Source organism: Candidatus Nanopelagicales bacterium (assembly GCA_041393815.1).
GTDB lineage: Bacteria > Actinomycetota > Actinomycetes > S36-B12 > JAWKJK01 > JAWKJK01.
The window spans coordinates 75,759-97,237 of sequence record JAWKJK010000006.1; the positions used below are offsets into that span (position 1 = coordinate 75,759).

General features: G+C 71.2%; 15 protein-coding genes. 13 read left to right on the forward strand and 2 right to left on the reverse strand.

What is annotated here, in order from left to right; translation table 11 throughout:
* Window positions 1–5: 5 nt before the first annotated feature.
* Complete coding sequence (locus R2737_15700; GenBank protein ID MEZ5117704.1) at window positions 6–5,090, reverse strand: EAL domain-containing protein; 5,085 nt, start codon at window positions 5,088–5,090, stop codon at window positions 6–8.
* A 216-nt stretch (window positions 5,091–5,306) separates the two neighbouring features.
* Between R2737_15700 and R2737_15705 the strand changes: the two genes are divergently transcribed.
* The 7 genes from R2737_15705 to R2737_15735 all read left to right on the forward strand — a co-directional run bounded on the left by R2737_15705 (window position 5,307) and on the right by R2737_15735 (window position 11,451).
* Entirely contained in the window at window positions 5,307–5,798 is a 492-nt protein-coding gene (locus R2737_15705) for a MarR family transcriptional regulator (protein MEZ5117705.1), read from the forward strand.
* On the forward strand, window positions 5,795–7,393 hold the full coding sequence (locus R2737_15710) for an MDR family MFS transporter (protein ID MEZ5117706.1): 1,599 nt from the start codon (window positions 5,795–5,797) through the stop codon (window positions 7,391–7,393). Before R2737_15705 ends, R2737_15710 begins: the two co-directional genes overlap by 4 nt.
* Before the next feature lie 28 nt (window positions 7,394–7,421).
* Window positions 7,422–8,489 carry a hypothetical protein gene (locus tag R2737_15715; protein ID MEZ5117707.1) on the forward strand — a complete coding sequence of 356 codons (1,068 nt, stop codon included), beginning with the start codon at window positions 7,422–7,424 and terminating at the stop codon, window positions 8,487–8,489.
* Between the two features lie 76 nt (window positions 8,490–8,565).
* A complete protein-coding gene (locus R2737_15720; protein ID MEZ5117708.1) occupies window positions 8,566–8,826 on the forward strand; it encodes a LapA family protein in 261 nt (86 codons plus the stop codon).
* A gap of 196 nt (window positions 8,827–9,022) precedes the next feature.
* A complete protein-coding gene (locus tag R2737_15725; protein MEZ5117709.1) occupies window positions 9,023–9,760 on the forward strand; it encodes a hypothetical protein in 738 nt (245 codons plus the stop codon).
* An 18-nt stretch (window positions 9,761–9,778) separates the two neighbouring features.
* Window positions 9,779–10,438 (forward strand): RES family NAD+ phosphorylase, encoded by a 660-nt coding sequence (locus R2737_15730; protein MEZ5117710.1) that lies wholly within the window; start codon window positions 9,779–9,781, stop codon window positions 10,436–10,438.
* A 113-nt stretch (window positions 10,439–10,551) separates the two neighbouring features.
* Window positions 10,552–11,451: a peptidoglycan-binding domain-containing protein gene (locus R2737_15735; protein MEZ5117711.1), complete on the forward strand. Its 900-nt coding sequence runs from the start codon at window positions 10,552–10,554 to the stop codon at window positions 11,449–11,451.
* Window positions 11,452–11,529: 78 nt separating this feature from the next.
* Here R2737_15735 and R2737_15740 read toward each other — a convergent pair whose 3' ends face one another.
* Window positions 11,530–12,585 carry a hypothetical protein gene (locus R2737_15740; protein MEZ5117712.1) on the reverse strand — a complete coding sequence of 352 codons (1,056 nt, stop codon included), beginning with the start codon at window positions 12,583–12,585 and terminating at the stop codon, window positions 11,530–11,532.
* A 461-nt stretch (window positions 12,586–13,046) separates the two neighbouring features.
* On the opposite strand from R2737_15740, the gene kdpA reads away from it, so the two are divergent.
* The 6 genes from kdpA to R2737_15770 all read left to right on the forward strand — a co-directional run bounded on the left by kdpA (window position 13,047) and on the right by R2737_15770 (window position 21,395).
* Window positions 13,047–14,708: a potassium-transporting ATPase subunit KdpA gene (kdpA, locus tag R2737_15745; protein MEZ5117713.1), complete on the forward strand. Its 1,662-nt coding sequence runs from the start codon at window positions 13,047–13,049 to the stop codon at window positions 14,706–14,708.
* On the forward strand, window positions 14,705–16,750 hold the full coding sequence (gene kdpB / locus R2737_15750; GenBank protein ID MEZ5117714.1) for a potassium-transporting ATPase subunit KdpB: 2,046 nt from the start codon (window positions 14,705–14,707) through the stop codon (window positions 16,748–16,750). Before kdpA ends, kdpB begins: the two co-directional genes overlap by 4 nt.
* Before the next feature lie 4 nt (window positions 16,751–16,754).
* Window positions 16,755–17,333 (forward strand): potassium-transporting ATPase subunit KdpC, encoded by a 579-nt coding sequence (kdpC, locus tag R2737_15755; GenBank protein ID MEZ5117715.1) that lies wholly within the window; start codon window positions 16,755–16,757, stop codon window positions 17,331–17,333.
* 32 nt (window positions 17,334–17,365) lie between these two features.
* Complete coding sequence (locus R2737_15760) at window positions 17,366–19,882, forward strand: DUF4118 domain-containing protein (protein ID MEZ5117716.1); 2,517 nt, start codon at window positions 17,366–17,368, stop codon at window positions 19,880–19,882.
* Window positions 19,879–20,559 (forward strand): response regulator, encoded by a 681-nt coding sequence (locus R2737_15765; protein MEZ5117717.1) that lies wholly within the window; start codon window positions 19,879–19,881, stop codon window positions 20,557–20,559. The genes R2737_15760 and R2737_15765 overlap by 4 nt, the downstream gene beginning before the upstream one ends.
* Before the next feature lie 191 nt (window positions 20,560–20,750).
* Window positions 20,751–21,395 carry a hypothetical protein gene (locus R2737_15770; protein ID MEZ5117718.1) on the forward strand — a complete coding sequence of 215 codons (645 nt, stop codon included), beginning with the start codon at window positions 20,751–20,753 and terminating at the stop codon, window positions 21,393–21,395.
* The last annotated feature ends 84 nt before the right edge of the window (window positions 21,396–21,479 follow it).

The window sequence follows — 21,479 nt, forward strand, 5'->3', positions numbered from 1 at the left end:
TCCCCTCAGCCGTCCTGGGGGAGGTCCGGCCCCCAGCGCTCGTCGTTCAGCCACGCGAGGACGTCGGGCTGGGCCAGCGGCGGCGAGAAGAGGAACCCCTGGAGGCGGTCCACGCCCAGGTCGGTCAGCGCCCGCGCCTGCGCGGACGTCTCCACTCCCTCGGCCACGGTCACCGCGCCCAGGGCCCGGGACATCGTCACCATCGCCTGGACCAGCGCGCAGTGCGACGACTCGGGCGGCTCGCACACGAACGAGCGGTCCAGCTTGAGCTCGTCGAACGGGAAGGTGCGCAGCTGGCCGAGGCTGGAGTAGCCGCTGCCGAAGTCGTCGAGCGCGACCGCGGCCCCGGCCTCGCGGAGCCGCTCCAGCGAGCGCAGTACGACACCGTCCCTGCTGAACGCCGCCGCCTCCGTCACCTCGACGGTCCACCCGCGCAGGTCGGGTCCGAGGCAGCGCACCACCTCGTCCAGGAACTGCGGGTGGGTGAGCTGACCCGGTGCGAGGTTCACGGACACGGTCAGGTCGGGCCACCGACGTCGCAGCGCGGGCAGGTCCGCGACGGCCTGCCGGAGGAGCTGCAGCGTCATCTCGTCCAGCCGGTGGAAGTCCTCGGCCAGTGCGAGGAAGTCGCTGGGCGGGAGGACGCCGCGCTCGGGGTGGTGCCACCGCGCCAGCGCCTCGAGCTCGACCGGCCGGCCCGTTCGCGCGTCCACCACGGGCTGGTAGTGGGGGACGATCTCCCCGAGCTCCAGGGCCCGGGACAGATCCGCCCGCTGCTCGGCGCGCAGCCTCGCGGTGTGCTGCAGCCGGTCGGAGTAGAACACCACCTGGTCGCCGCCGCGACCCTTCGCCGAGTACATCGCGAGGTCGGCGCGGTTGACGAGCTCGTCGGCGCCCTCCCCGTCGCTGGGGTAGTGCGCGACGCCGATGCTGGCGGTCACGGCCAGGGCCGGGGCGAACCCGAGGTCGATCCCCTCCGACACGCTCTCGAGCGCGCGCAGGGCGACCGCGGTGCCCTCGTCGGCCGCCTGCACCTCGACGCCTCCGGACGCGTCAGCGCCGGCCGTCGGGTCGGCCGAGGCGCGGGTCAGCCGGATCGGGTCGGACATCACGGAGAGCAGCTCCTGGGCCAGCCGGCCACCCTCGTGCGGGGGCTCGTGCAGGTCGTGCGGGGCGATGACGAGGTACTCGTCCCCGCCGAGGCGTGCGACCGAGTCGCTCTCCCGGGTCGCCGCCCGCAGCCGCTCCGCCACCGCGGTGAGGACCGCGTCCCCGGCCTCGTGCCCGAGTCGGTCGTTGACCAGCTTGAAGTCGTCGAGGTCGATGAACAGCACCGAGATGTGCTCGCCGCTGCGGTGCGCTCGGTGGATGGCCTGCCGGAGGCGGTCGAAGACGATCGTCCGGTTCAGCAGCCCGGTCAGCGGGTCGGTCTGCGCGATCCGCAGGGCCGCCTGCTCCCGGTGCCGTTCCTGCGTCACGTCGAGGATCGTCGCCATGAGCACCGGTTCGGCGCCGGGCTGCAGGGGCGGGGCCGAGCGTACGGTCAGCCGACCCCAGATCACCTCACCGCTCTTGGTGATGCAGCGCTTCACCAGGCTGTAGCGGTCCCGGTCTCCCCGGAGGAGCTCGCCGAACAGCTTGGTCTCCTCCGGCAGGTCGTCGGCCAGCGTCAGCTGGGCGAAGTGCATGCCGGTGAGCTCCTCGCGCGGGTAGCCGAACAGCTCGCACAGCGCATCGTTGGGTCGCAGGATGTGCCCGTCCCTGCTGGTGATGGACATCGCGGCGCTGGACCCCGCGAACACCGCCTCGAGCTGCGCCAGGTGGCCGGCCGCCATGGCGGTGGCCTGCTCCGCCGCTGTGACGTCGCGGAGCGACACCAGCAGGGTCGCGGAGCCCGGGTCGCTGCCCTCCTCGGGCAGCCCCACGAACGCGATCGTCTGGTCGACCGTGAGCAGTGACCCGTCGCGGGCCACGTAGTGCGTGCGCGCCGTCACCGGGTCGGCGCCGCCCGCGACCTCGCTGAGCCGGCGCACCGTCTCGGGGACCTCGGCGGGCTCGATCCAGGACGTGAGCGGGGTGCCGACCACCCCCTCGTCGTCCACGCGGAGCAGGTCGTGGACCAGCGGGTTGACCCGGGTGATCACCCCGGCGGCGGTCAGCGTGAGCATGGGGGTGCCACCGCTGCTGAACGTGGTCTCGGCGCGGCGGCGCTCGCGTTCGGCGACGTCGCGGGCCCGGGCCAGGTCGGTGATGTCGAGGATCGTGCCCACGCGGTACCGGGGGAGGCCGTGGGCGTCGAGGACCAGGTGGCTGAGCTCGCGGACGGTGCGCGTCTCCCCGTCCGGTCGCACCACGCGGTAGTCCAGGGGCGAGTCGGTTCCGCCCCCGCCCGCCGTGGCCCGGGTGACGGCAGCCAGGTCGTCCGGGTGGACCAGGCTGCGCAGCAGGCCGGGGTCCGCCTGCACCTCCTCCGCGGTGACGCCGAAGACGTCGCTGACCGTGTCCGAGACGTAGCCCAGGGAGTCCCCGTCGATGCTGGCGCGGTAGACGGTGTGCGGCACCGTCTCGGCGATCATCCGGTACTCCTCGTCGCGCACCGACAGCTCCGCCCGGGCGTTGGCCAGCTCGGTGATGTCCGACAGCGCGATGACGGCGCCGGTGACGGAGCCCCCTTCCTCGTACGGCATCACCTGCAGCAGGTAGGTCGCCGACGTGGACGAGACCTCCCGCACCTCGCCCTCGCGGGTGGCCATGACCGTGTCGAGGATCGACGGCAGCGCGTCCAGGTCCAGGTTCGTCGGCAGCCTCGACAGCCGGGTCCCGATGTCCGACGCCACCAGTCCGAACGCCTTGACGGCCAGGGGAGAGAACCGCAGCACCCGCTGGTCGCGGTCCACCAGCAGGATCGCGGTGTGCACGGACGACTGGATGTTCGTCAGGACGATGTTGGACTCGGAGAGCTCAGCGGTGCGCACCTCGAGTGTCTCGTTGACGGTGGTGAGCTCCTCGTTGGTGGCCTGCAGCTCCTCGTTGGTCGTCTCGAGCTCCTCGTTCGTGGCCTGGAGCTCCTCGCCCGACGCCTGCAGCTCCTCGTTCATCGACTGCAGTTCCTCGTTGGAGGACTCCAGCTCCTCGACCACCGCCTGCAGGTGCTCGCGGCTGCCCGCCAGCTCCAGCTCCAGTTCCTTGACCCGCAGCAGCAGGTCGGTGACGTCGTCCGCGCCGGTCGACTCGGCGACGACCGGTGGGACTCGGTCGTGGACGTCCCGGGTCGACGGGGCCGCGACGAAGGACAGTGCCACGTACGGGTCGTCCTCGTCGGCCTCGGCCAGCGCCTGGGCGCGCAGCTGCCAGGTCTCCGCGCGCCCCTCCGCGTCCCGCAGGACGACGGTGTGGCCGACGGGGGTGGCATCGGACCGGCGCACGCGTGCCAGCAGGCTGCCGACCTCGGTCCGGAGCTCCGGGACGACCATCCCGGCGAGCGTCATGTCGCCGTCCGCGTCCGGCATGGCGAGGAACCGGCGCACGTCGCCCACGGTGTGCACCGGGATCCCGTCCGGGTCCACCAGCACCGTCGCAGGGCCGTACTGGCCCAGCAGGGTGTCGCGCAGCCGGTCGCGAACGCGGTCGCGGGACGAGCGACCGCCCGCCGGACGGCGGACCGGGTGCGTGAGGATCGGGGTGCGGGGCAGGCCGGTGTAGGTGGCGATCGTGCTCCCCGGCTTGGTCTGGAAGACCCGGCTCGCGGCGTCCACCGTGGCGAACAGCGGGGTGTCGGCGGGGATGGACTCCGACCGGCCCAGGAAGAGCAGCCCCTGGGGCGCCAGGGCCGCGTGCAGGTTCGCCAGCACCTGGTCCTGGACGTCGGGGATCAGGTAGATGAGCAGGTTGCGGCAGCTGACCAGGTCCATCCGCACCAGCGGAGGGTCGCGGGTCACGTCCTGGCGGGCGATGACGAGCATCTCCCGCAGGCGCTTGTCCACCTGGGCCAGGTCGCCGGTGACGGTGAAGTAGCGGCGGCGCCACTCCTCGGGCACCTCGGCCAGGGCCGAGACCGGGTAGGTGCCCCGGCGCGCGGTCTCCATGGCCGCGTCCGAGATGTCGGTGGCGAAGACCTTGACCGGCGTGTCGACCTCCTGCTCGCGCGCGGTCTCCGCCAGGAGCATCGCGACGGAGTACGCCTCCTCGCCGGTGGCGCAGCCAGCGACCCAGGCCCGCAGCGGCTGTCCGGACGACTTCGCGGCGACCACGGGACGCAGCGCGTCGGCGAGGGCGTCGAAGGACTTGCGGTCGCGGAGGAACCCGGTGACCGTGATGAGCATGGAGTCGCGCAGCGTCTCCAGCTCCGCGGGGGTCTCGCGCACGTACGTCACGTACTCCGCGGTCGTGCCCAGCCCGAGCTTGGCGATCCGCTTGGCGAGCTGGCGCCCCAGCGTGCCGTCCTTGTAGCTGGCGATGTCCCAGGCGGTGACCCGCCGGGTCTCTGCGGCCAGCTCCGCCAGGTCGAGGTCCCCGGAGAACCGGCCCACCGTCTCCGGCAGCCGCTGGCCGGACAGCACGGCGCCGATCGCCGCTCCGATGCCCACCGGGTCCGCGGCGACGTCGACGACGCCCGCGTCGATGCAGGCGCCCGGCATGTCGCGGTAGCGCGCCGAGGACGGGTCCTGGGCGAAGGTCCGACCTCCCGCGGCCCGGACCGCGCGCATCCCGGCCACCCCGTCGGAGCCGGTCCCCGACAGCACCACCCCGATCGCGGCCGGGCCGGCCTCCGCCGCGATGGACGTCAGCAGGGCGTCGATGCTCGGCTGGGGGGAGATCCTCGGCTCGGCCTGGGCCGAGGTGAGGACCGCGCCGCGCAGGCGTACGTCCCGGTTGGGTGGCGCCAGGAAGACCTCACCGGCGACGAGCGGCGTGGAGTCACCGATCTCCCGGACCGGCAGGGAGGTCTCCCGGCCGAGGACCTGCAGGAGCAGGCTGGGGTGCTGCGGCGACATGTGCTGGGCCACGACGTACGCGACATCGCCGGCGGGAAGGGCGGGCAGCAGCTCCCGGAGGGCCTCGACCCCCCCAGCCGAGGATCCGATGCCCACGACCCACATGGACCCGTCACCCCACTCGCGTGCTGCAACCCCACGAACACCGTTCTTCCCGGACCCTAGGACACCCCCGCGCGACGTCGCTCGCTGACAGCGAGGGTGAGCGGAGGATCGCCGGGATACCCAGGGGGGTACAGCGCGGGCTGTGGTGCGTGAGCCACGTCATGGCGTACCGGGATGGCGGCGTCCGGCGTCCGGGGTGATACTTGCATGGTGCAAGCATCTGAACCGCTGGACCCGCGCCGGGTGGCCCGGGGGGCCGTGGCGGATCCGGCTAACGCCGACGCGGTCGGAGCGCTGGCCGACCTGCTCGGCGTGCTGCAGCGCAGCCGCCTGCTGCGACAGGAGGGCGCGCAGGCCACCGCCATGCTGGTGCACCTGTCCAAGCGGGGGCCGATGCGCTCGTGCGACCTGGCCCAGGCGATGCAGCTGGACCAGTCCACCGTCAGCAGGCACCTTCGCCAGCTGACTCAGGCACGGCTGGTCGAGCGCTCGGCCGACCCGACCGACGGGCGAGCCCACGTCGTGAGCGCCACCGCCTCGGGCCGCGCGCGGGCCGAGCGGGCCATCGTCGACCGGGTCCGTGACTTCGAGCGGGTCCTCGCCTCGTGGTCCGACGTGGACCGCGACACCTTCGCCCGGCTTCTCGGCCGCTTCAGCGCCGAGCTCGAGAACGACCTTCTTCAGGGAGTCGATGCATGAGCAGCAGTCCACCCGAGACCGACCCGTCCGCGGCGGCCGATCCCGAGCGCGTCCTCGTCGCCGAGGGTGCCCCCGAGCATGACCTGCTGGGCGGGCAGCGGCTACGGCTGGTGCTGGGAGCGCTGATGCTGACGCTGTTCCTCGCCGCCCTCGACCAGACGATCGTCAGCACTGCGCTGCCCCGCATCACCAGCGACCTCGGCGGCCTGAACCAGCTGGCCTGGGTGGTCACCGCGTACCTGCTCGCCTCGACCGCCTCGACCCCGATCTGGGGGAAGATCTCCGACATCTACGGGCGCAAGCTGATGCTGCAGTCCGCCATCGTGATCTTCCTGGTCGGGTCGGCGCTCGCGGGCGCCTCGACGTCGATGGGCTGGCTGATCGTCACCCGGGGTATCCAGGGCCTCGGCGGTGGCGGGCTCATGGTGCTGGTCATGGCGGTCATCGCCGACGTCATCCCCCCGCGCGAGCGCGGGCGATACACCGGTCTGTTCGGCGCGGTGTTCGCCGTGGCGAGCGTGGTGGGCCCGCTGCTCGGCGGCTGGCTGGTCGAGACGCTGTCCTGGCGGTGGATCTTCTACATCAACATCCCGCTCGGGATCGCCGCGTTCTTCGTGCTCGCCTCGGTCCTGCACATCCCGCAGCACCGCGTCGATCACCGGGTCGACTACATCGGTGCCGCCCTCATGGTCGGCGGCGTCGTCCTCGGCCTGCTGGTCACCGAGTGGGGCGGGCGCGAGTACGCATGGACGTCCCCGACCATCCTGCTGATGGCCGCCGGATCGGTCCTGCTCCTCGTCGCCTTCGTCCGCCGGCAGCTGCGCGTCCCTGAGCCGCTGGTCCCGATGTCGCTGTTCCGCAACAAGGTGTTCGGCGTCAGCAGCCTCATCGGCTTCATCGTGGGACTGGCCATGTTCGGCGCCATCATCTTCCTGCCGCTGTACCTGCAGGTGGTCCAGGGCGCCAGCCCGACCCAGGCCGGGCTGCAGATGATCCCGATGATGCTCGGCCTGCTCTCGATGTCGATCATCTCCGGGCGGCTGATCTCCCGGTTCGGCCGCTACAAGGTGTTCCCCATCATCGGCACGGTGCTGGCGACGGTCGCCCTGCTGCTGTTCAGCACCCTGCAGGTGGACACGCCGTACTGGAAGGTCGCCCTGGCCATGTTCGTCCTGGGCGCCGGCCTCGGGAACGTCATGCAGGTGCTCGTCATCGCCGTGCAGAACTCGGTGGATCAGCGCGAGATCGGCGTCGCCACCAGTGGCACGACGTTCTTCCGGACGATCGGAGGCACGTTCGGCACCGCGGTGTTCGGCGCGGTCATGACGTCGCAGCTGGCGTCGCACCTCGCCGCGTCGCTGCCCGCCGGTGCCGCGGGCGGTCTCGACCCGTCGCAGCTGACCAGCGCCATGTCGACGATCGCCGGGCTGCCCGCCCAGGTGCAGCACCTGGTCCTCACCGCGTTCAGCGACTCGCTGGCCGCCGTCTTCCTCACCGCCGTGCCGGTGATGGTCGTGGCGGTGCTGCTGGCGCTGGTGCTCCCCGAGGTCCGGCTGCGCGGGACGCACGACCGTCCCTCGGTCCCGGCCGAGTAGCCCCGGATTCGCGATCGAGGGAGATGGGATGAGTACGGGATCCGTCCACGCGCACCCGGCCTGGTACGGCGCGGTCATGGGCACGGGCGCGGTGGCGCTGGTGCTCGCGTCGCAGGGCGCTGCCTGGGGCGGTGCGGCCTGGGACTGGGCGGCGGTCGCGTTCCTGCTGCTGGCGTCAGCGCTCGGGCTGCTCCTGCTACCGCGCTACGCCCGTCGGCTGGGCGACCGGGGTGAGTTGCGCGACGAGGTGGCCCACCCCGGGCACGGCGCGATGCTGGCGACCGTGCCCGCGGGCCTGCTGGTCCTGGCCGTCGGCTGGGGACGGGTCGGTCCGGAGCTGGTGCCCACCGGGGTCGCGCTGTGGGTGTCCGGGATCCTGCTGGTCGTCGGAGCCGTGGGTGCGCTGGTCACCGGGGTCGCGTGGTCGTCGGTGATGCTGCACGCCTCGCCAGGGCTGGAGAACGTCAACGGCGGCTGGCTGATCCCGCCTGTGATGAACCTGCTGGTCCCGCTGGCCCTGACGCCACTGATCGCGGCCAACCCGGGCGCCGCTGGCCTGCTGCTGACCGTCGGCTTCGCCTTCTTCGGGATCGGGCTGGTGCTGTTCCTAGTGGTGCTGACCCTGCTGGTCGCGCGGCTGGCCATGGCCGGCCCGATGCCGTCTGCGCTCGCGCCGTCGCTGTGGATCCCGCTGGCGCCGGCCGGGATCCTCGGCATCGCGCTGCTCCGGCTGCTGCAGTCCGGCCGGGCCGCCGGGATCGAGTCGCTGTCCGCGGTCGGCGCCGGCGTCGCCGTACTCGCCATGGGGCTCGGCTTCGGCCTGTGGTGGGCGGCCTTCGCCGTCGTCGAGCTGCGCCGGCTGCGGCGCGCCGGTGCGGTGCCGATCCATCCCGGCTGGTGGGGCTTCGTGTTCCCGGTCGGGGCCATGACGCTGGCGGTGTCCGCGCTGGCCGTGGAGCTCGACAGCATCGCGCTGCGGGTGATCTCGCTGGTCGCGGCCGTCGGGCTCGTGCTGCTGTGGGCGTACGTCGCGGTCGTGACCCTTCGGCTGGTGGTCCGGCACGCCCGACCGTCCGACGACGCCGCGCTGCCCTGATGTCCGCCGAGACGGGTAGGCGTTCTGTCACGATGGCGCCGCCGGGAACACCCGGGCCGACGGTGGGGAGAACGCGATGAGTCAGCAGTCCGAGCCAGCCAAGGACGGTCGCAGCCTGGGCCTCGGGGCGATCGCCTCGATCGCCGGTCTCGGTGTCCTCGTGATCTTCATCCTGCAGAACACCGAGAGCGTCGAGTTCAAGTTCCTGGTCCTCACCTTCACCTGGCCGCTGTGGCTCTACACCATCGTGGTGGCCGTGTTCGGCGCCCTGGTGTGGCTCGGCCTGGGGATGATGCGCCGTCACCGCCGCCGCAAGGAGCGCCGCGACAACCGCTAGGTCCGACGGACGATGTGGATCTTCCGCGGAAGACCCACATCGTCGGGCTGGGACCGACCGCGCGTGCAGATGTGAGCCGACGGGTCGCTACCCGGCGTACGAGGCCCCGGGTAGCGACCGTTGGGCTCACATCTGTGATCGGCCGCGGGAGGCGACCGGCTGCTTCTGTATCCTTGTGCACGCAAGGAGGCGCAACATGAGCACGCTCGAGGTCCCCGAGGCGCTGGTCAAGGACGTACCGGCGCCACCGCGGCGGTCCGCCCGAGCGCGCGGCGTCGCCGGGGCAGAGCAGGCGAACGTCACCGTGGTGCTGCCCGCCGGGCACAGCCCGGTCGTGGCGACGGCGCTACGGGTGGTGGTTGCGGACGCCCTGGAGCACGAGGCGCGGCTGGCTCGGGTGGCCGACGAGGCTGGGCTGGAGGTGGGCGAGCTGCTCGGCCTCGTGGAGGGCGCCCTGGCTTCACGGCGCAGCGCGTTCACCGAGGCCGAGGTCGACGCGCTGGCCGAGGCCGGCATCTCTGCGGACGGACCCGAGGGGGACCCGGCCGGGATGCGTGCGCTGCTGGCCGGGCGCTTGCAGGAGCACGCCCTTGTCACCCAAGGGCTCTCCGTGGAGGACGCCGGCGCGCTGCTGGGAGTCACCGCGGCACGGGTTCGCCAGCGCATCGACTCCGGTGAGCTGGTGGCGATCCGGTCGAAGGGCGGCTACGCGTTGCCTCGCTGGCAGTTCGTCGCGGATCGCGTAGTCCCCGGATTGGATCGGATCACGGCGCAGGCCGCCGGGCTGCATCCGTTGGAACTGGCCGGTTTCATGACGAACCCGAACGTCGACCTGGCCATCGACGGCACGCCGGTGTCTCCCGTGGACTGGCTGGTGTCGGGCGGGGACCCGGAACCGGTGGCGGACCTGGTGCACTCGCTGGTCCGTGCCTGACAGGGACGGGTCGCGTCGGTGACGGTCCGGTGCCCTCCGCCCCCGGCCGCCGCGGACCTGCCCCGGCTGCGGTCGGCCGACCTGATCCCCAGCACCGGCATGGTCGCGGTGCGCCTGTACCGGGTGGACGGCGCCCACCCGCAGTCATGGGACCAGTTCCGCTTCCACGGTCCGCTCGCCGGGATGCGGTTCGACCACCAGCCACCTCCCACGCGCGACCACCCCCACCGGGGCGTGATGTACGCGGCGCTCGGTGGGCCGCGGGCCGGCGCCGACCCCCTGCACGTCGCGGTGCTCGAGGCCTTCGCGGAGCGCAGGGTCGTCCCGGTGTCGCCGGGCTCCCACTGGCTGGTGCTGTGGCAGCCGACGCGGAGGCTTCGTGTTCTGGACCTGGCCGGGTCGAACTGGCTTGCCCGCGCGGGCGGCAACGCCGCACTCATGTCCGGTCCGCGTGCCGTCGCGCGCCGCTGGGCGAGGACGATCTGGAACGCGTACGGCGAGCTGGACGGGATCTCGTGGAGCTCCAGCGTGCTGCCGGCTGGCCGTTCCCTCGTGTTCTTCGAGCGGGCGGCCGACGCCGTACCGACCCACCCGCTCCTGCATGTCCCGTTGCAGCACCCGCGACTGCTGGCCCCGCTGGCCCGTATCGCCGAGGAGTACGGACTGGACCTGCTCTAGTCGCCGGGCGGGGTCTGGACGTGTGGTCGTGGCGGTGCCACAGTGTCGAATCAGCGGGGGCTCGGGTCCTCCAGCGATCACCTCTGATCCGTCCGGACCCGAAGGAGCCCGCTATGCCCCTGCAGTCGCAGCGATTCCGAGGTCAGGCCACGCTGGAAGGCTGCCTCGCCGGCACGCGCACCCTGACCCTGGACGACCCGGACTCCGAGGCCGTGCATCGGGTCCAGGACGCTCTCTCCGGCCTGGGCTACCTGGTCTGGACGGGGAGCGATGGTCTCTTCGGCAAGCAGACCGGGAAGGCGGTCTCCGCGTTCAAGAAGGACTCCGGCCTTCAGCCGACCGACCCCGTCGTGGGGAAGGGGACCATGGCGGCCCTCGACGCCATCTTCGCCTCGGAGTCGGCTTCGCCGGACGCCCCGGACCCGGGGACCGGCACGCTCCCTGCACTGGCGAGCGCCGCCGCTGCGACCGCTGCAGGCTGGGCCCAGTCGGCTCGTAACGCGATGCAGCAGTACAACGATCCCGATCCGGCCGACGTCACCCCGGGCAGGGTGGCGTTCGAGGCGGCCCTTGAGCGTGACTTCGGAGCCGGCGCTGGTGGACCCGGGACGCGCGACCCGCTGATGCGCTACTGGCTCGCCCCGATGGTGGATGGGATGGCCCAGCTCCTGGGGTCGCCCAACGTGCTGGGGCTGGACCAGCCGGGCTTCCGCTCGACCTCCCAACGGGGCATCTACCGCGCCTGCTCTGGCTTCCCCGGGCTGACCTTCGCTGTGACCCCACCGTTCGCGAACGTGCTGAGCGGCACCGTCAGGGCGACGGAGATGCTCCGCGTCGCGGCCGAGTTCTGCTACTACGACGCCGACATCAAGGGAGTCCCGGGCACGCCCCGCTTTTCCTCGTTGCAGACCGGGGACCAGATACGCAACGTCTTCGCCTACGTCGCGTTCTGTCACGAGTTGGCCACCGGAGCGACGCCGCCCGTCGGACCGCCGCTCCTCTGGTATCCCTGACCGCGCTCCCGCCGAGGCGTGACGCGGCTGCGGCGGTCGGCGCGTCCCAAGCGGCCGGTGCGGGGAACTGCGATCCCGCTACTGAAGCCTCCCGGTCCAGGTGCCTGAGCGCTGGCCGTCGTCGTGCTTCCAGGACCCCATGAAGCCCGTGGTGGACGTCCGCGTGAAGACGAAGGTGCCTCCGTCGGCCGGGCCCCAGTTCGGCCCGTCGGACCATCGTCCCGTGAGCGTGTTGCCGCTGACCGTCCCGGTGAGCCTGCCGTCGCTGGTGTAGGTGCCCGTGACCGTCGCACCGGACTGCGTGAGCGTCATCGTTCCCCAGTTCGTGGTCCAGGTACCCGCCCAGGATGGCGCCGTCGGCGGGGGCGGAGCCGTGTCGCCGCGGATGGCGGCGCGCAGGTTGTTGCCCGGACGTCCGGGGAGGAACTTGCCGGACAGGTAGTACGCCTTGATCTTGTCGGTGTTCGCGGAGAACCCGAACCACGATGAGAGCAGTGCTGGCTTCACGGGGTAGCCGTTCTTCACCGCGTCCTGGGCAGCGGCGCTCATCGAGCCCAGGAACAGCTTCCAGTAGCGGGCGAGGGTCGCCGTGGACGCGCCCTTGCGCGCCAGTCGCTCCATGTTGCGCAGCTTGGGGAACGCCACGTTGACGACCTGGGCCATGTACTCGACGTTGCGCTCTGCGTAGTTGGTGCTGTCCAGGACCCCGATGTCCCCGTGGTCGTCCTCGATGGCGTGGACGAGCTCGTGCCAGACGGTCTCCCCGAAGTCCAGCACCAGCCGCAGCGGCAGGGTCCGGGGGTCGCGGGAGAACGTGATGGTGTGCGACTTCGGGTCGTACAGCGCGATGGGCTTCAGCGCGCGGTCGACCTTGACGCGCACGGAGGCGAGGGTGCGCCGGAACGTCACCAGTCCCGCGATCTTGGTTGCGTGTGCGAACCCGGTGGAGTCGTACTGGGTGAGGAACGTCTTCAGATGCGCGTACGCCGCCCCCTTGACCGTGGGCTGCGCCGCGACCGCCGAGGTCGAAGGCGCGGCTCCGACAAGGGTGAGTGCAAGCAGTGGCGCGAAGAGGAAGGCCAGAAGCCGGGGGACGGGTAGCCAGGGGACAGGATGCCGGGCCGGTCGAGTCACGGTGCACCTCCAGCGGTGAGGCACCGTGACCCTGCCGACGACCGAGGCCGCCGACGCTGCGGACCGTGGATCACGGTGCCCGCAGACCCATGTCCACGGTAGCGATCCGGTGCCGGTGACAGCAGAGTCGATGGTCCGATCGGCCGGTCCTGTCGCCAGACCCTGGACGGCCATCGCCGTCCCCAGCCATCAGCACCGCATCAAGGCTTCCTCGGTGGGCGTCAAGGAAGCGTCAAGGATCGGTCCGCGTTCCGCCGGCTGCGGTTGTACTGAGGCGGTCAGGCCGTCGAGGACGAGCGATGGACGCGGTGGCTGTCGGCGGAGTGAACAAGGCCCTACGGACGGCGGTCGCACTCGGAGTGGAGTTGTTGTGGACTGGCTCGGGCTGCTGGCCCTGGCGTCGGGAATCGCACTGACGGTGTACCTGGTGGTGGCGCTCGTGCGAGCGGAGCACTTCTGACATGTCCAGCCTCACTTCTGCACTGCTGCAGGTGGCGCTGCTGCTGGTGGCGCTGGCTGTTGCCCACCGACCCGTGGGGGAGTACGTCGCGCGAGTCGTGCAGTCCTCCTCTCACAGCCGGATCGAGCGAGCGGTCTACCGGATCGCGGGCATCGACCCGGCGGCCGACCAGAGGTGGACCGTGTACCTGCGGTCGGTGCTCGCGTTCTCTGCCGTGTCGATCCTGGTGCTTTTCGGGATCCTGCGCCTGCAGCCCGCCCTCCCGTACTCGCTGGACCGGCAGGGGGTGCCGCCGCTGCAGGCGCTCAACACGGCGGTCAGCTTCGTGACCAACACAAACTGGCAGTCGTACTCAGGCGAGACGGCTCTGGGCTACACCGCGCAGATGGCCGGCCTGGCCGTGCAGAACTTCCTGTCCGCCGCGGTCGGCATCGCCGTCGCGATCGCGCTCGTGCGGGGCCTGGTGCGCACGAACACCGACCGACTGGGCAACTTCTGGGTCGATATCACGCGGCTCACCCTCCGGGTGCTGCTGCCGCTCGCCGTCGTCTTCGCAGTGGTGCTCCTGCTCGGCGGGGTCATCCAGAACTTCGCCGGGGACACCGCGGTCACAACGGTGACTGGTGGCCAGCAGACGATTCCGGGAGGCCCGGTTGCCAGCCAGGAGGCCATCAAGCTCCTCGGCACCAACGGCGGCGGATTCTTCAACGCCAACTCTGCGCACCCGTTCGAGAATCCCCGTGCGTGGACGAACCTGATCCAGGTCTTCCTCATCCTGCTCATACCCGTGGCCTTGACGCGGACGTTCGGCCGGCTGGTCGGGGACAAGCGTCAGGGCTACGCCGTCCTCGCCGTGATGGCCCTGTTGTGGGGCTCGGTCACCTCGCTCCTCGTCTGGGCGGAGTGGGCCCACGGTGGCCCCGCCTTGCAGCTGGCAGGCGCGGCCATGGAGGGCAAGGAGGTCCGGTTCGGGGTGCCGATGTCGGCGGTGTTCGCGTCGGCGACCACCGGAACGTCCACGGGGGCCGTGGATGCGATGCACTCGTCCTTCACCGCCGACGGCGGCGGCCTCGCCATCCTCAACATGGTTCTGGGCGAGGTCTCCCCGGGTGGGGTCGGGTCGGGTCTCTACGGGATCCTCATCGCCGCCATGGTCTCGGTCTTCATCGCCGGTCTGATGGTGGGACGGACGCCGGAGTACCTCGGCAAGAAGATCGGTGCTCGTGAGATGAAGCTGGTCTCGCTGTACGTGCTCCTCACCCCGGCGGTCCTCCTGATCGGGCTCGGCGTGGCGATGGCCACCTCCGCGGGCCTGGACTCCATCCTCAATCCAGGACCGCACGGGCTCTCGGAGGTCTTCTATGCGTTCGCGTCCGCGTCGAACAACAACGGTTCGGCGTTCGCCGGACTGAACGCGAACACCGACTTCTACAACGTCGCCTTGGCGATCGCGATGGGGCTCGGTCGTTTCGCGCCGATCTGCCTCGTGCTCGCCCTCGCCGGCTCCCTCGCCGCACAGCGCGCGGTCCCGGTCACCGACGGAACGCTAGCGACACACCGGCCGCTGTTCGTGGTCCTGGTCGCAGGGGTCGTTCTCATCGTCGCCGGGCTGACGTTCGTGCCGGCCCTCGCCCTCGGGCCTATTGCGGAGGCGCTGTCATGACCCCCCAGACGGCAGCAGCGGGGCGAGCGAGTGCGGGCGCCTTCGAGCCAAAGATGATGCTGCAGTCCCTTCCCGGGGCGTTGCGCAAGCTCGACCCCCGCCTGATGTGGCGCAACCCCGTCATGTTCGTCGTGCTGGTCGGCTCCGTCCTCGCGACGCTTGGGGCGGTGGCGGAGCCGAGCGTGTTCGCCATCTCTGTCGCTGCGTGGCTGTGGCTGACGGTCGTCTTCGCGAACTTGGCCGAGGCCGTGGCAGAAGGCCGTGGCCGGGCGCAGGCTGCAACACTTCGTGCTACGCGCCGCGACACCGTGGCGCGGCGTCTCGACCGGGCCGGACGCGAGTCCCTGATCCCCGCAACGGCGCTGGTCGTCGGTGATCGGGTCGTCTGCGAGGCCGGTGACGTCGTCCCGTGCGACGGCGACGTCGTCGAAGGCGTGGCCAGCGTGGACGAGTCAGCCATCACCGGGGAGTCCGCGCCGGTGATCCGCGAGAGCGGCGGTGACCGCAGCGCGGTCACCGGCGGCACGAAGGTACTGTCCGACCGCATCGTCGTGCAGGTCACGGCCGCCCCCGGCCATACCTTCATCGACCGGATGATCTCCTTGGTCGAGGGTGCCAGCCGTCAGAAGACACCCAACGAGGTCGCTCTGAATATCCTGCTCGCCTCGCTGACGATCGTGTTCCTCCTCGTGGTCCTCACCCTGTCGCCGCTGGCCGCCTACTCCGGAACGACCACGGGCGTCGTCGTCCTGGTCGCGCTGCTGGTGTGCCTGATCCCCACGACGATCGGGGCCCTGCTGTCTGCGATAGGTATCGCCGGCATGGACCGCTTGGTCCAGCGCAACGTGCTGGCGATGTCGGGGCGGGCAGTGGAGGCCGCCGGCGACGTATCCACGCTGCTGCTGGACAAGACCGGGACCATCACCCTGGGCAACCGGCAGGCGGTCGAACTCCTTCCGGCCCGAGGCGTCACCGGGGCGGATCTCGCAGAGGCGGCGCAGCTCAGCAGCCTGGCGGACGAGACGCCGGAAGGCCGGTCCGTCGTCGTGCTCTGCAAGGAGAGGTACGGCCTCAGGGCGCCCGAGGCGGGCTTGCTCGCGCAGGCCACCTTCGTGCCCTTCACGGCCCAGACCCGGATGAGTGGGATCGATGTCGATGGGCGCCAGGTGCGCAAGGGCGCCGCGAATGCCGTCTTCGCGCACGTGACCGCCCTGGGCGGCAACGTGCCGCCCGAGTGCGCAGCCGAGGTGGACGGCATCGCGGCCGCCGGCGGCACGCCGCTTGTCGTCTCGGACGGAGCGCGGGTGGTGGGTGTGATCCACCTCAAGGATGTCGTCAAGGAGGGGATACGGGAGCGCTTTGACGAACTGCGTCGCATGGGGATCCGGACCGTGATGATCACCGGCGACAACCGCATGACCGCTGCGGCGATCGCCAGGGAGGCCGGGGTCGACGACTTCCTCGCCGAGGCCACGCCCGAGGACAAGATGGCCCTGATCAAGCGCGAGCAGGAGGGCGGTCGCCTGGTTGCGATGACCGGCGATGGCACCAACGACGCCCCCGCGCTGGCACAGGCGGATGTGGGCGTCGCCATGAACACCGGCACCTCTGCAGCCAAGGAGGCCGGCAACATGGTGGACCTCGACTCCAACCCCACGAAGCTCATCGACGTCGTGGAGATCGGCAAGCAGTTGCTCATCACCAGGGGCTCGCTGACGACCTTCTCCATCGCCAACGACATCGCGAAGTACTTCGCCATCATCCCGGCGCTGTTCGTGGCCGCCTATCCCGGACTCGAGGCGCTCAACATCATGCGCCTGTCGAGCCCCAACTCGGCGATCCTCTCTGCGGTCGTGTTCAACGCCCTGGTGATCATCGCCCTCATCCCGCTCGCCCTGCGCGGGGTGCGATACCGCCCCGCCAATGCGTCGTCCCTGCTCGCCCGCAACCTCCTCGTGTACGGGCTGGGCGGGATCATCGTTCCCTTCGTCGGCATCAAGCTCCTCGACCTGGTCATCTCGCGCATCCCCGGGATCGGGTGATCACATGCCCCTCGCCCTGCGCCAGGCCTGGGTCGGCCTGCGCCTGCTGCTGGTCATGACCGTCGTCCTCGGCATCCTCTACCCGCTCGCGGTCTTCGGCGTCGGTCGGCTCCTGCCGGCGCTGAGCGACGGTTCCTACGTCACCGACGGATCTGGGGACGTGGTCGGGTCGAGCCTTATCGGCCAGTCCTTCACCGGTCCCGAGTGGTTCCATCCGCGGCCGTCGGCGGCTGGGGACGGCTACGACGCACTGTCGAGCGGGGGCAGCAATCTCGCCGCGGACAACCCCGACCTGGTGGCGGACGTCACCGAGCGGCAGGCGGCGGCTGCGGACGTGAACGGCGTCCCCCGCGGCGCCGTACCGCCCGACGCCGTGACCGCCTCGGGCAGCGGTCTCGACCCCCACATCAGCCCCGAGTACGCCCGCGTTCAGGTGGCCCGCGTGGCCGCGGCGCGAGACCTTCAGCAGTCAGCGGTCATGGCCCTGGTGGAACAGCACCTCGAAGGACGGCTGTTCGGCTTCATCGGCGAGCCGCGCGTCAACGTGCTCGAGCTGAACCTCGCTCTGGCGCTCTTGTCGTGACGCCGGACCCAGCCGCCCGCCACAATGGGCCCATGGGCCGGGGCCGGCTGCGCATCTACCTCGGCGCCGCTCCCGGGGTGGGCAAGACCTTCGCCATGCTGGGCGAGGGTCACCGCAGGCTCGAGCGAGGCACCGACGTCGTGGTCGGGCTCGTGGAGAGCCACGGCCGTCGCCACACCGCTGACCTGATCGTCGGCCTGGAGGTGGTCCCTCGACGGGTGATCGAGCACCGCGGGGCGACGTTCGAGGAGATGGACCTCGACGCGGTGCTCGCCCGCCGGCCCCAGGTCGCCCTCGTCGACGAGCTCGCGCACACCAACGTGCCCGGCGCGCGGAACGCCACGCGCTGGCAGGACATCGACGACTTGCTCGACGCGGGCATCGACGTCATCTCGACGGTGAACATCCAGCACTTGGAGTCACTCAACGACGTCGTCGAGGCGATCACCGGGATCAAGCAGCGCGAGACCGTGCCGGATGCGAGGGTTCGCGCTGCCGACCAGATCGAACTCGTCGACATGACACCGGAGGCCCTGCGCCGACGAATGGCGCACGGCAATGTCTACGCGTCCGAGAACGTCGATGCCGCGCTCGGCAACTACTTCCGTGTCGGCAACCTCACCGCGTTGCGAGAACTGGCGCTGCTGTGGCTGGCGGACCGCGTCGAGGAGGGACTGGAGAGATACCGCGAGGAGCACGGGATCCAGGAGACGTGGGCGGCCCGCACCCGCATCGTGGTGGCCGTCACCGGGGGCGCGGAGAGCGAGGCGCTTCTCCGTCGGGGGGCGCTGATCTCGGGCCGCAGCGCCGGGCGGGACCTCGTCGCCGTCCACGTGGTGCGCGGCGACGGGACTCGGGGAGCGCGGCCGGAGAGTCTCGCGCGCCTTCGCCAGCTCACTGCGGATCTCGGCGGCACGTTCCACACCGTGGTCGGGGAGCATCCGGCGCAGGCGGTGCTCGAGTTCGCCCGGTCCGTCAACGGCACGCAAGTGGTCGTCGGTGCGTCGCGTCGAGGCCGGATCAGCCTCGCCCTTCGCCCCAGTACGGTCGACGAGATCGTCCGGGATTCCGGCGAGATCGACATTCACGTCGTCACGCACGATCGGGCCGGACGCACGGGGGCGGCACGGGTGCGGCGGGGCCGGATCGCCCGACGCCGGGCTTGGGCCTGGGTGCTGGCCGTCACGATCCCCTTTGCCGTCACGGCAGTCCTCGCTCCCTTCCACCGAGTGCTGAGCCTGTCCACCGTGCTGCTCGCCTACCTGCTCGGTGTGGTCGCCTCCTCCCTCGTGGGGGGCCTGGCCCCGGCCGTCGCGACCGCGCTCATCGCGAGCTTGGCTGTCAACTTCTTCTTCGTCCATCCGGTTCGGACCTTCACCATCGCGCAGCCGGAGAACGCCTTCGCACTTCTTGTCTTCGTCCTTGTCGGCGCCGTCATCGCGTCGATCGTCGACCGCAGCGTGGCCCTCTCTCAGGAGTCGGCGCGCCGCCGTGCCGAGGCCAACATTCTGCTGTCCTTGTCGACCGAGGTCCTGGGGCGCGAGAACGGGATCCAGGCGCTGTTGGATCAGGCGTGCACGACCTTCGGGATGCGAAGCGCCTCCCTGTTCGAGGACCTCGCACAGGCGCCGTTCCCCAGCGTCGTGGAGGCCACGGGCGACCGTCCCCCGCGTCGGCTGGACGAGGCGGACGTCGTCGTCGATGCGGGGCCGGGTCTCCACCTTGCTCTGGCGGGGCGCCCCCTCCCGGCCTCGGATCTCCGCATCCTCGACGCCTTCGCCGCGCAGGCCGGTGCCGTCCTCGAGCGCAACCGACTGGCGGCACGGGCCGCGGACGCCGCTCGGCTGCAAGCCTCCGACGGCGTACGCACGGCCATCTTGGCCGCCGTGTCCCACGACCTCCGCACGCCTGTAGCCGGAGTGAAGGCGGCGCTTGACACCGTGCTCGACGATGACCTGGGCCTGAGCGAGCGTGACCGTCGGGAGCTCCTCCAGGAGGCGGCCGACGCGACCGACCGGCTCGACGCGCTCGTGGCCAACCTGCTCGACCTGAGCAGGCTCCAGACTGGCGCGGTGCGGCCCGTGTTCGAAGCGGTGTCGATCGACGAGGTGGTGAGCAGGGTGCTCTCGGGGGTTCCGGATGAGATCGCCCTGGACGAGGTCCAGGAGGGACTGCCGCTGGTGAACACCGACGCGGGCTTGCTCGAGCGGGTGGTCGCCAACCTCCTGGAGAACGCCGTGCGGCACAGCCCGGACGGGGTGCCCGTCCGGGTGTGCGCTGCCGCGGTGCCTGGCGACGCCCTGGAGCTCCGCGTGATCGATCGAGGCCCTGGAGTAGCAGCCGACGACCGCACCCGCATGTTCCAGCCGTTCCAACGCCTCGGCGATGCTCCCTCGGGAACGGGGGTCGGCTTGGGGCTGGCGGTGGCCCGCGGCTTGGCGGAAGCGGTGGGGGCGACGGTGTGGGCGGACGACACGCCGGGTGGCGGCCTGACGATGTTGGTGCGCGTTCCTCTCGCTGACCGAGCCAACGCGAGCGAGGGTCCATGACCACCGTTCTGGTAGTCGAGGACGAGGCCGCTCTGGCGCGCGCCCTGGCCATCAACCTGCGCGCCCGAGGCTTCGACGTACGCACCGCGGCCACCGGACGCGCAGGCCTCGCGGCGACGGCCGAGTGCCACCCGGACGTCGTCGTCCTGGACCTGGGTCTTCCTGACCTTGACGGCATCGAGGTGCTGGAGGGCATCCGTGGCTGGAGCAGCGTCCCAGTGATCGTCCTCTCGGCCCGATCGACGGGCGCGGAGAAGGTGCTCGCCCTCGACGCCGGGGCCGACGACTACGTCACCAAGCCGTTCGAGATGAACGAGCTGATGGCCCGAGTCAGGGCCGCCATCCGGCGTGGCACCCTCTCCGGCGGTCCAGCGGTCTCCGCTGTTGAGACCTCGTCATTCGTCATCGACCTCGCTGCGGGGCAGGTCCGGCGGGGGGACGAGATCGTCCGGCTGACGCCCACCGAGTATCACGTGCTCGAGGTGCTGGCCCGCAACCTCGGGCGCCTGGTCTCGGGCAAGCAACTTCTCGCCGACGTGTGGGGCCCCGGCTACGAGAAGGAGCAGCACTACCTACGCGTCTACATGGCTCAGCTGCGACGCAAGCTGGAGCCGGACCCGGCGCACCCTCGGCACCTCGTCACAGAGCCCGGCCTCGGCTACCGATTGGAGGCGTAGGCGGCCTCCCGGAGGAGGCCGACGACCGCAACTGCGGCAGCGACGGCGCACCTCTTCGACGTCCCTGCACACGACTGCATCGCGGTCGAGGACCGGGGTTCGTGCATCCGGGCCCCCGGGTTCGGGCGAAGAACGGGTAGCGACGCCGTCATCCGACCGCGTCGAGGCCCGACCACCCGGAGGTTCCGCCGATGTCCCTCGCCCGCCGCCTGACCGCAGGCGTGGCCGCCGCCGTCCTGGCCGGCACGACCGCGCTGTTCGCCGTTCCGACCGCGTCCGCCGACACCGACCCGGTGCCGTCCCCGACGACTGGCCGTACCGCCGTGACCACGCAGCCCGGCATCGCCGCGGCACTGCTGCGAGCCGGTGTCCTTCCGTACACCGTGTCCCCGGGCCGCACCGATGGCGCCTCGCTGCGACCGCTGGCGCTGACGTACTCGTTCCCCATCACCGGCGTCAGCAACGGCCTGACCGGCGAGATCACCCACTCCGGCGGGGTCGCCTTCGTCAAGCTCGGCTCGTTCACGAAGCGGATCGTGGTGAAGGACTTCACCATCGACCTGGATGGCTTCTCCGAGCCGGCGGTCGGCCAGGACTACTCGACCCCGGTCCTGACCGGCACCGTGTTCGACGGCCGGGGCGGGGTGCCCGACGGTATCCGCGTGGCCCTGTTCGACATCGACCTGTCCGGCGCGGCGATCGACCCGGCCGACGTCCAGGTGACCGGCGCGAACCTCACCCTGACCGATGTCGCCGCGGGCGCGCTGAACGCTGAGCTGGGGACGTCGGTGTTCTCCGGAGGCTTGAACGTGTTCTCGGCCCGCGCGAACGCCTAGCGACACGCTGTCCTCCCGGCCCGGCCGGGCGGCGCCCGCACCGCGGCGGGTCGTCCGCCCGGCCGGGCCGACGGGCGGGGTGAG

Coding starts and splice junctions, on each gene's coding strand:
- R2737_15705 (MEZ5117705.1), top strand. CDS start 5,307: ATGGTGCAAGCATCTGAACCGCTGGACCCGCGCCGGGTGGCCCGGGGG.
- R2737_15710 (MEZ5117706.1), top strand. CDS start 5,795: ATGAGCAGCAGTCCACCCGAGACCGACCCGTCCGCGGCGGCCGATCCC.
- R2737_15715 (MEZ5117707.1), top strand. CDS start 7,422: ATGAGTACGGGATCCGTCCACGCGCACCCGGCCTGGTACGGCGCGGTC.
- R2737_15720 (MEZ5117708.1), top strand. CDS start 8,566: ATGAGTCAGCAGTCCGAGCCAGCCAAGGACGGTCGCAGCCTGGGCCTC.
- R2737_15725 (MEZ5117709.1), top strand. CDS start 9,023: ATGAGCACGCTCGAGGTCCCCGAGGCGCTGGTCAAGGACGTACCGGCG.
- R2737_15735 (MEZ5117711.1), top strand. CDS start 10,552: ATGCCCCTGCAGTCGCAGCGATTCCGAGGTCAGGCCACGCTGGAAGGC.
- kdpA (MEZ5117713.1), top strand. CDS start 13,047: ATGTCCAGCCTCACTTCTGCACTGCTGCAGGTGGCGCTGCTGCTGGTG.
- kdpB (MEZ5117714.1), top strand. CDS start 14,705: ATGACCCCCCAGACGGCAGCAGCGGGGCGAGCGAGTGCGGGCGCCTTC.
- kdpC (MEZ5117715.1), top strand. CDS start 16,755: ATGCCCCTCGCCCTGCGCCAGGCCTGGGTCGGCCTGCGCCTGCTGCTG.
- R2737_15760 (MEZ5117716.1), top strand. CDS start 17,366: ATGGGCCGGGGCCGGCTGCGCATCTACCTCGGCGCCGCTCCCGGGGTG.
- R2737_15765 (MEZ5117717.1), top strand. CDS start 19,879: ATGACCACCGTTCTGGTAGTCGAGGACGAGGCCGCTCTGGCGCGCGCC.
- R2737_15770 (MEZ5117718.1), top strand. CDS start 20,751: ATGTCCCTCGCCCGCCGCCTGACCGCAGGCGTGGCCGCCGCCGTCCTG.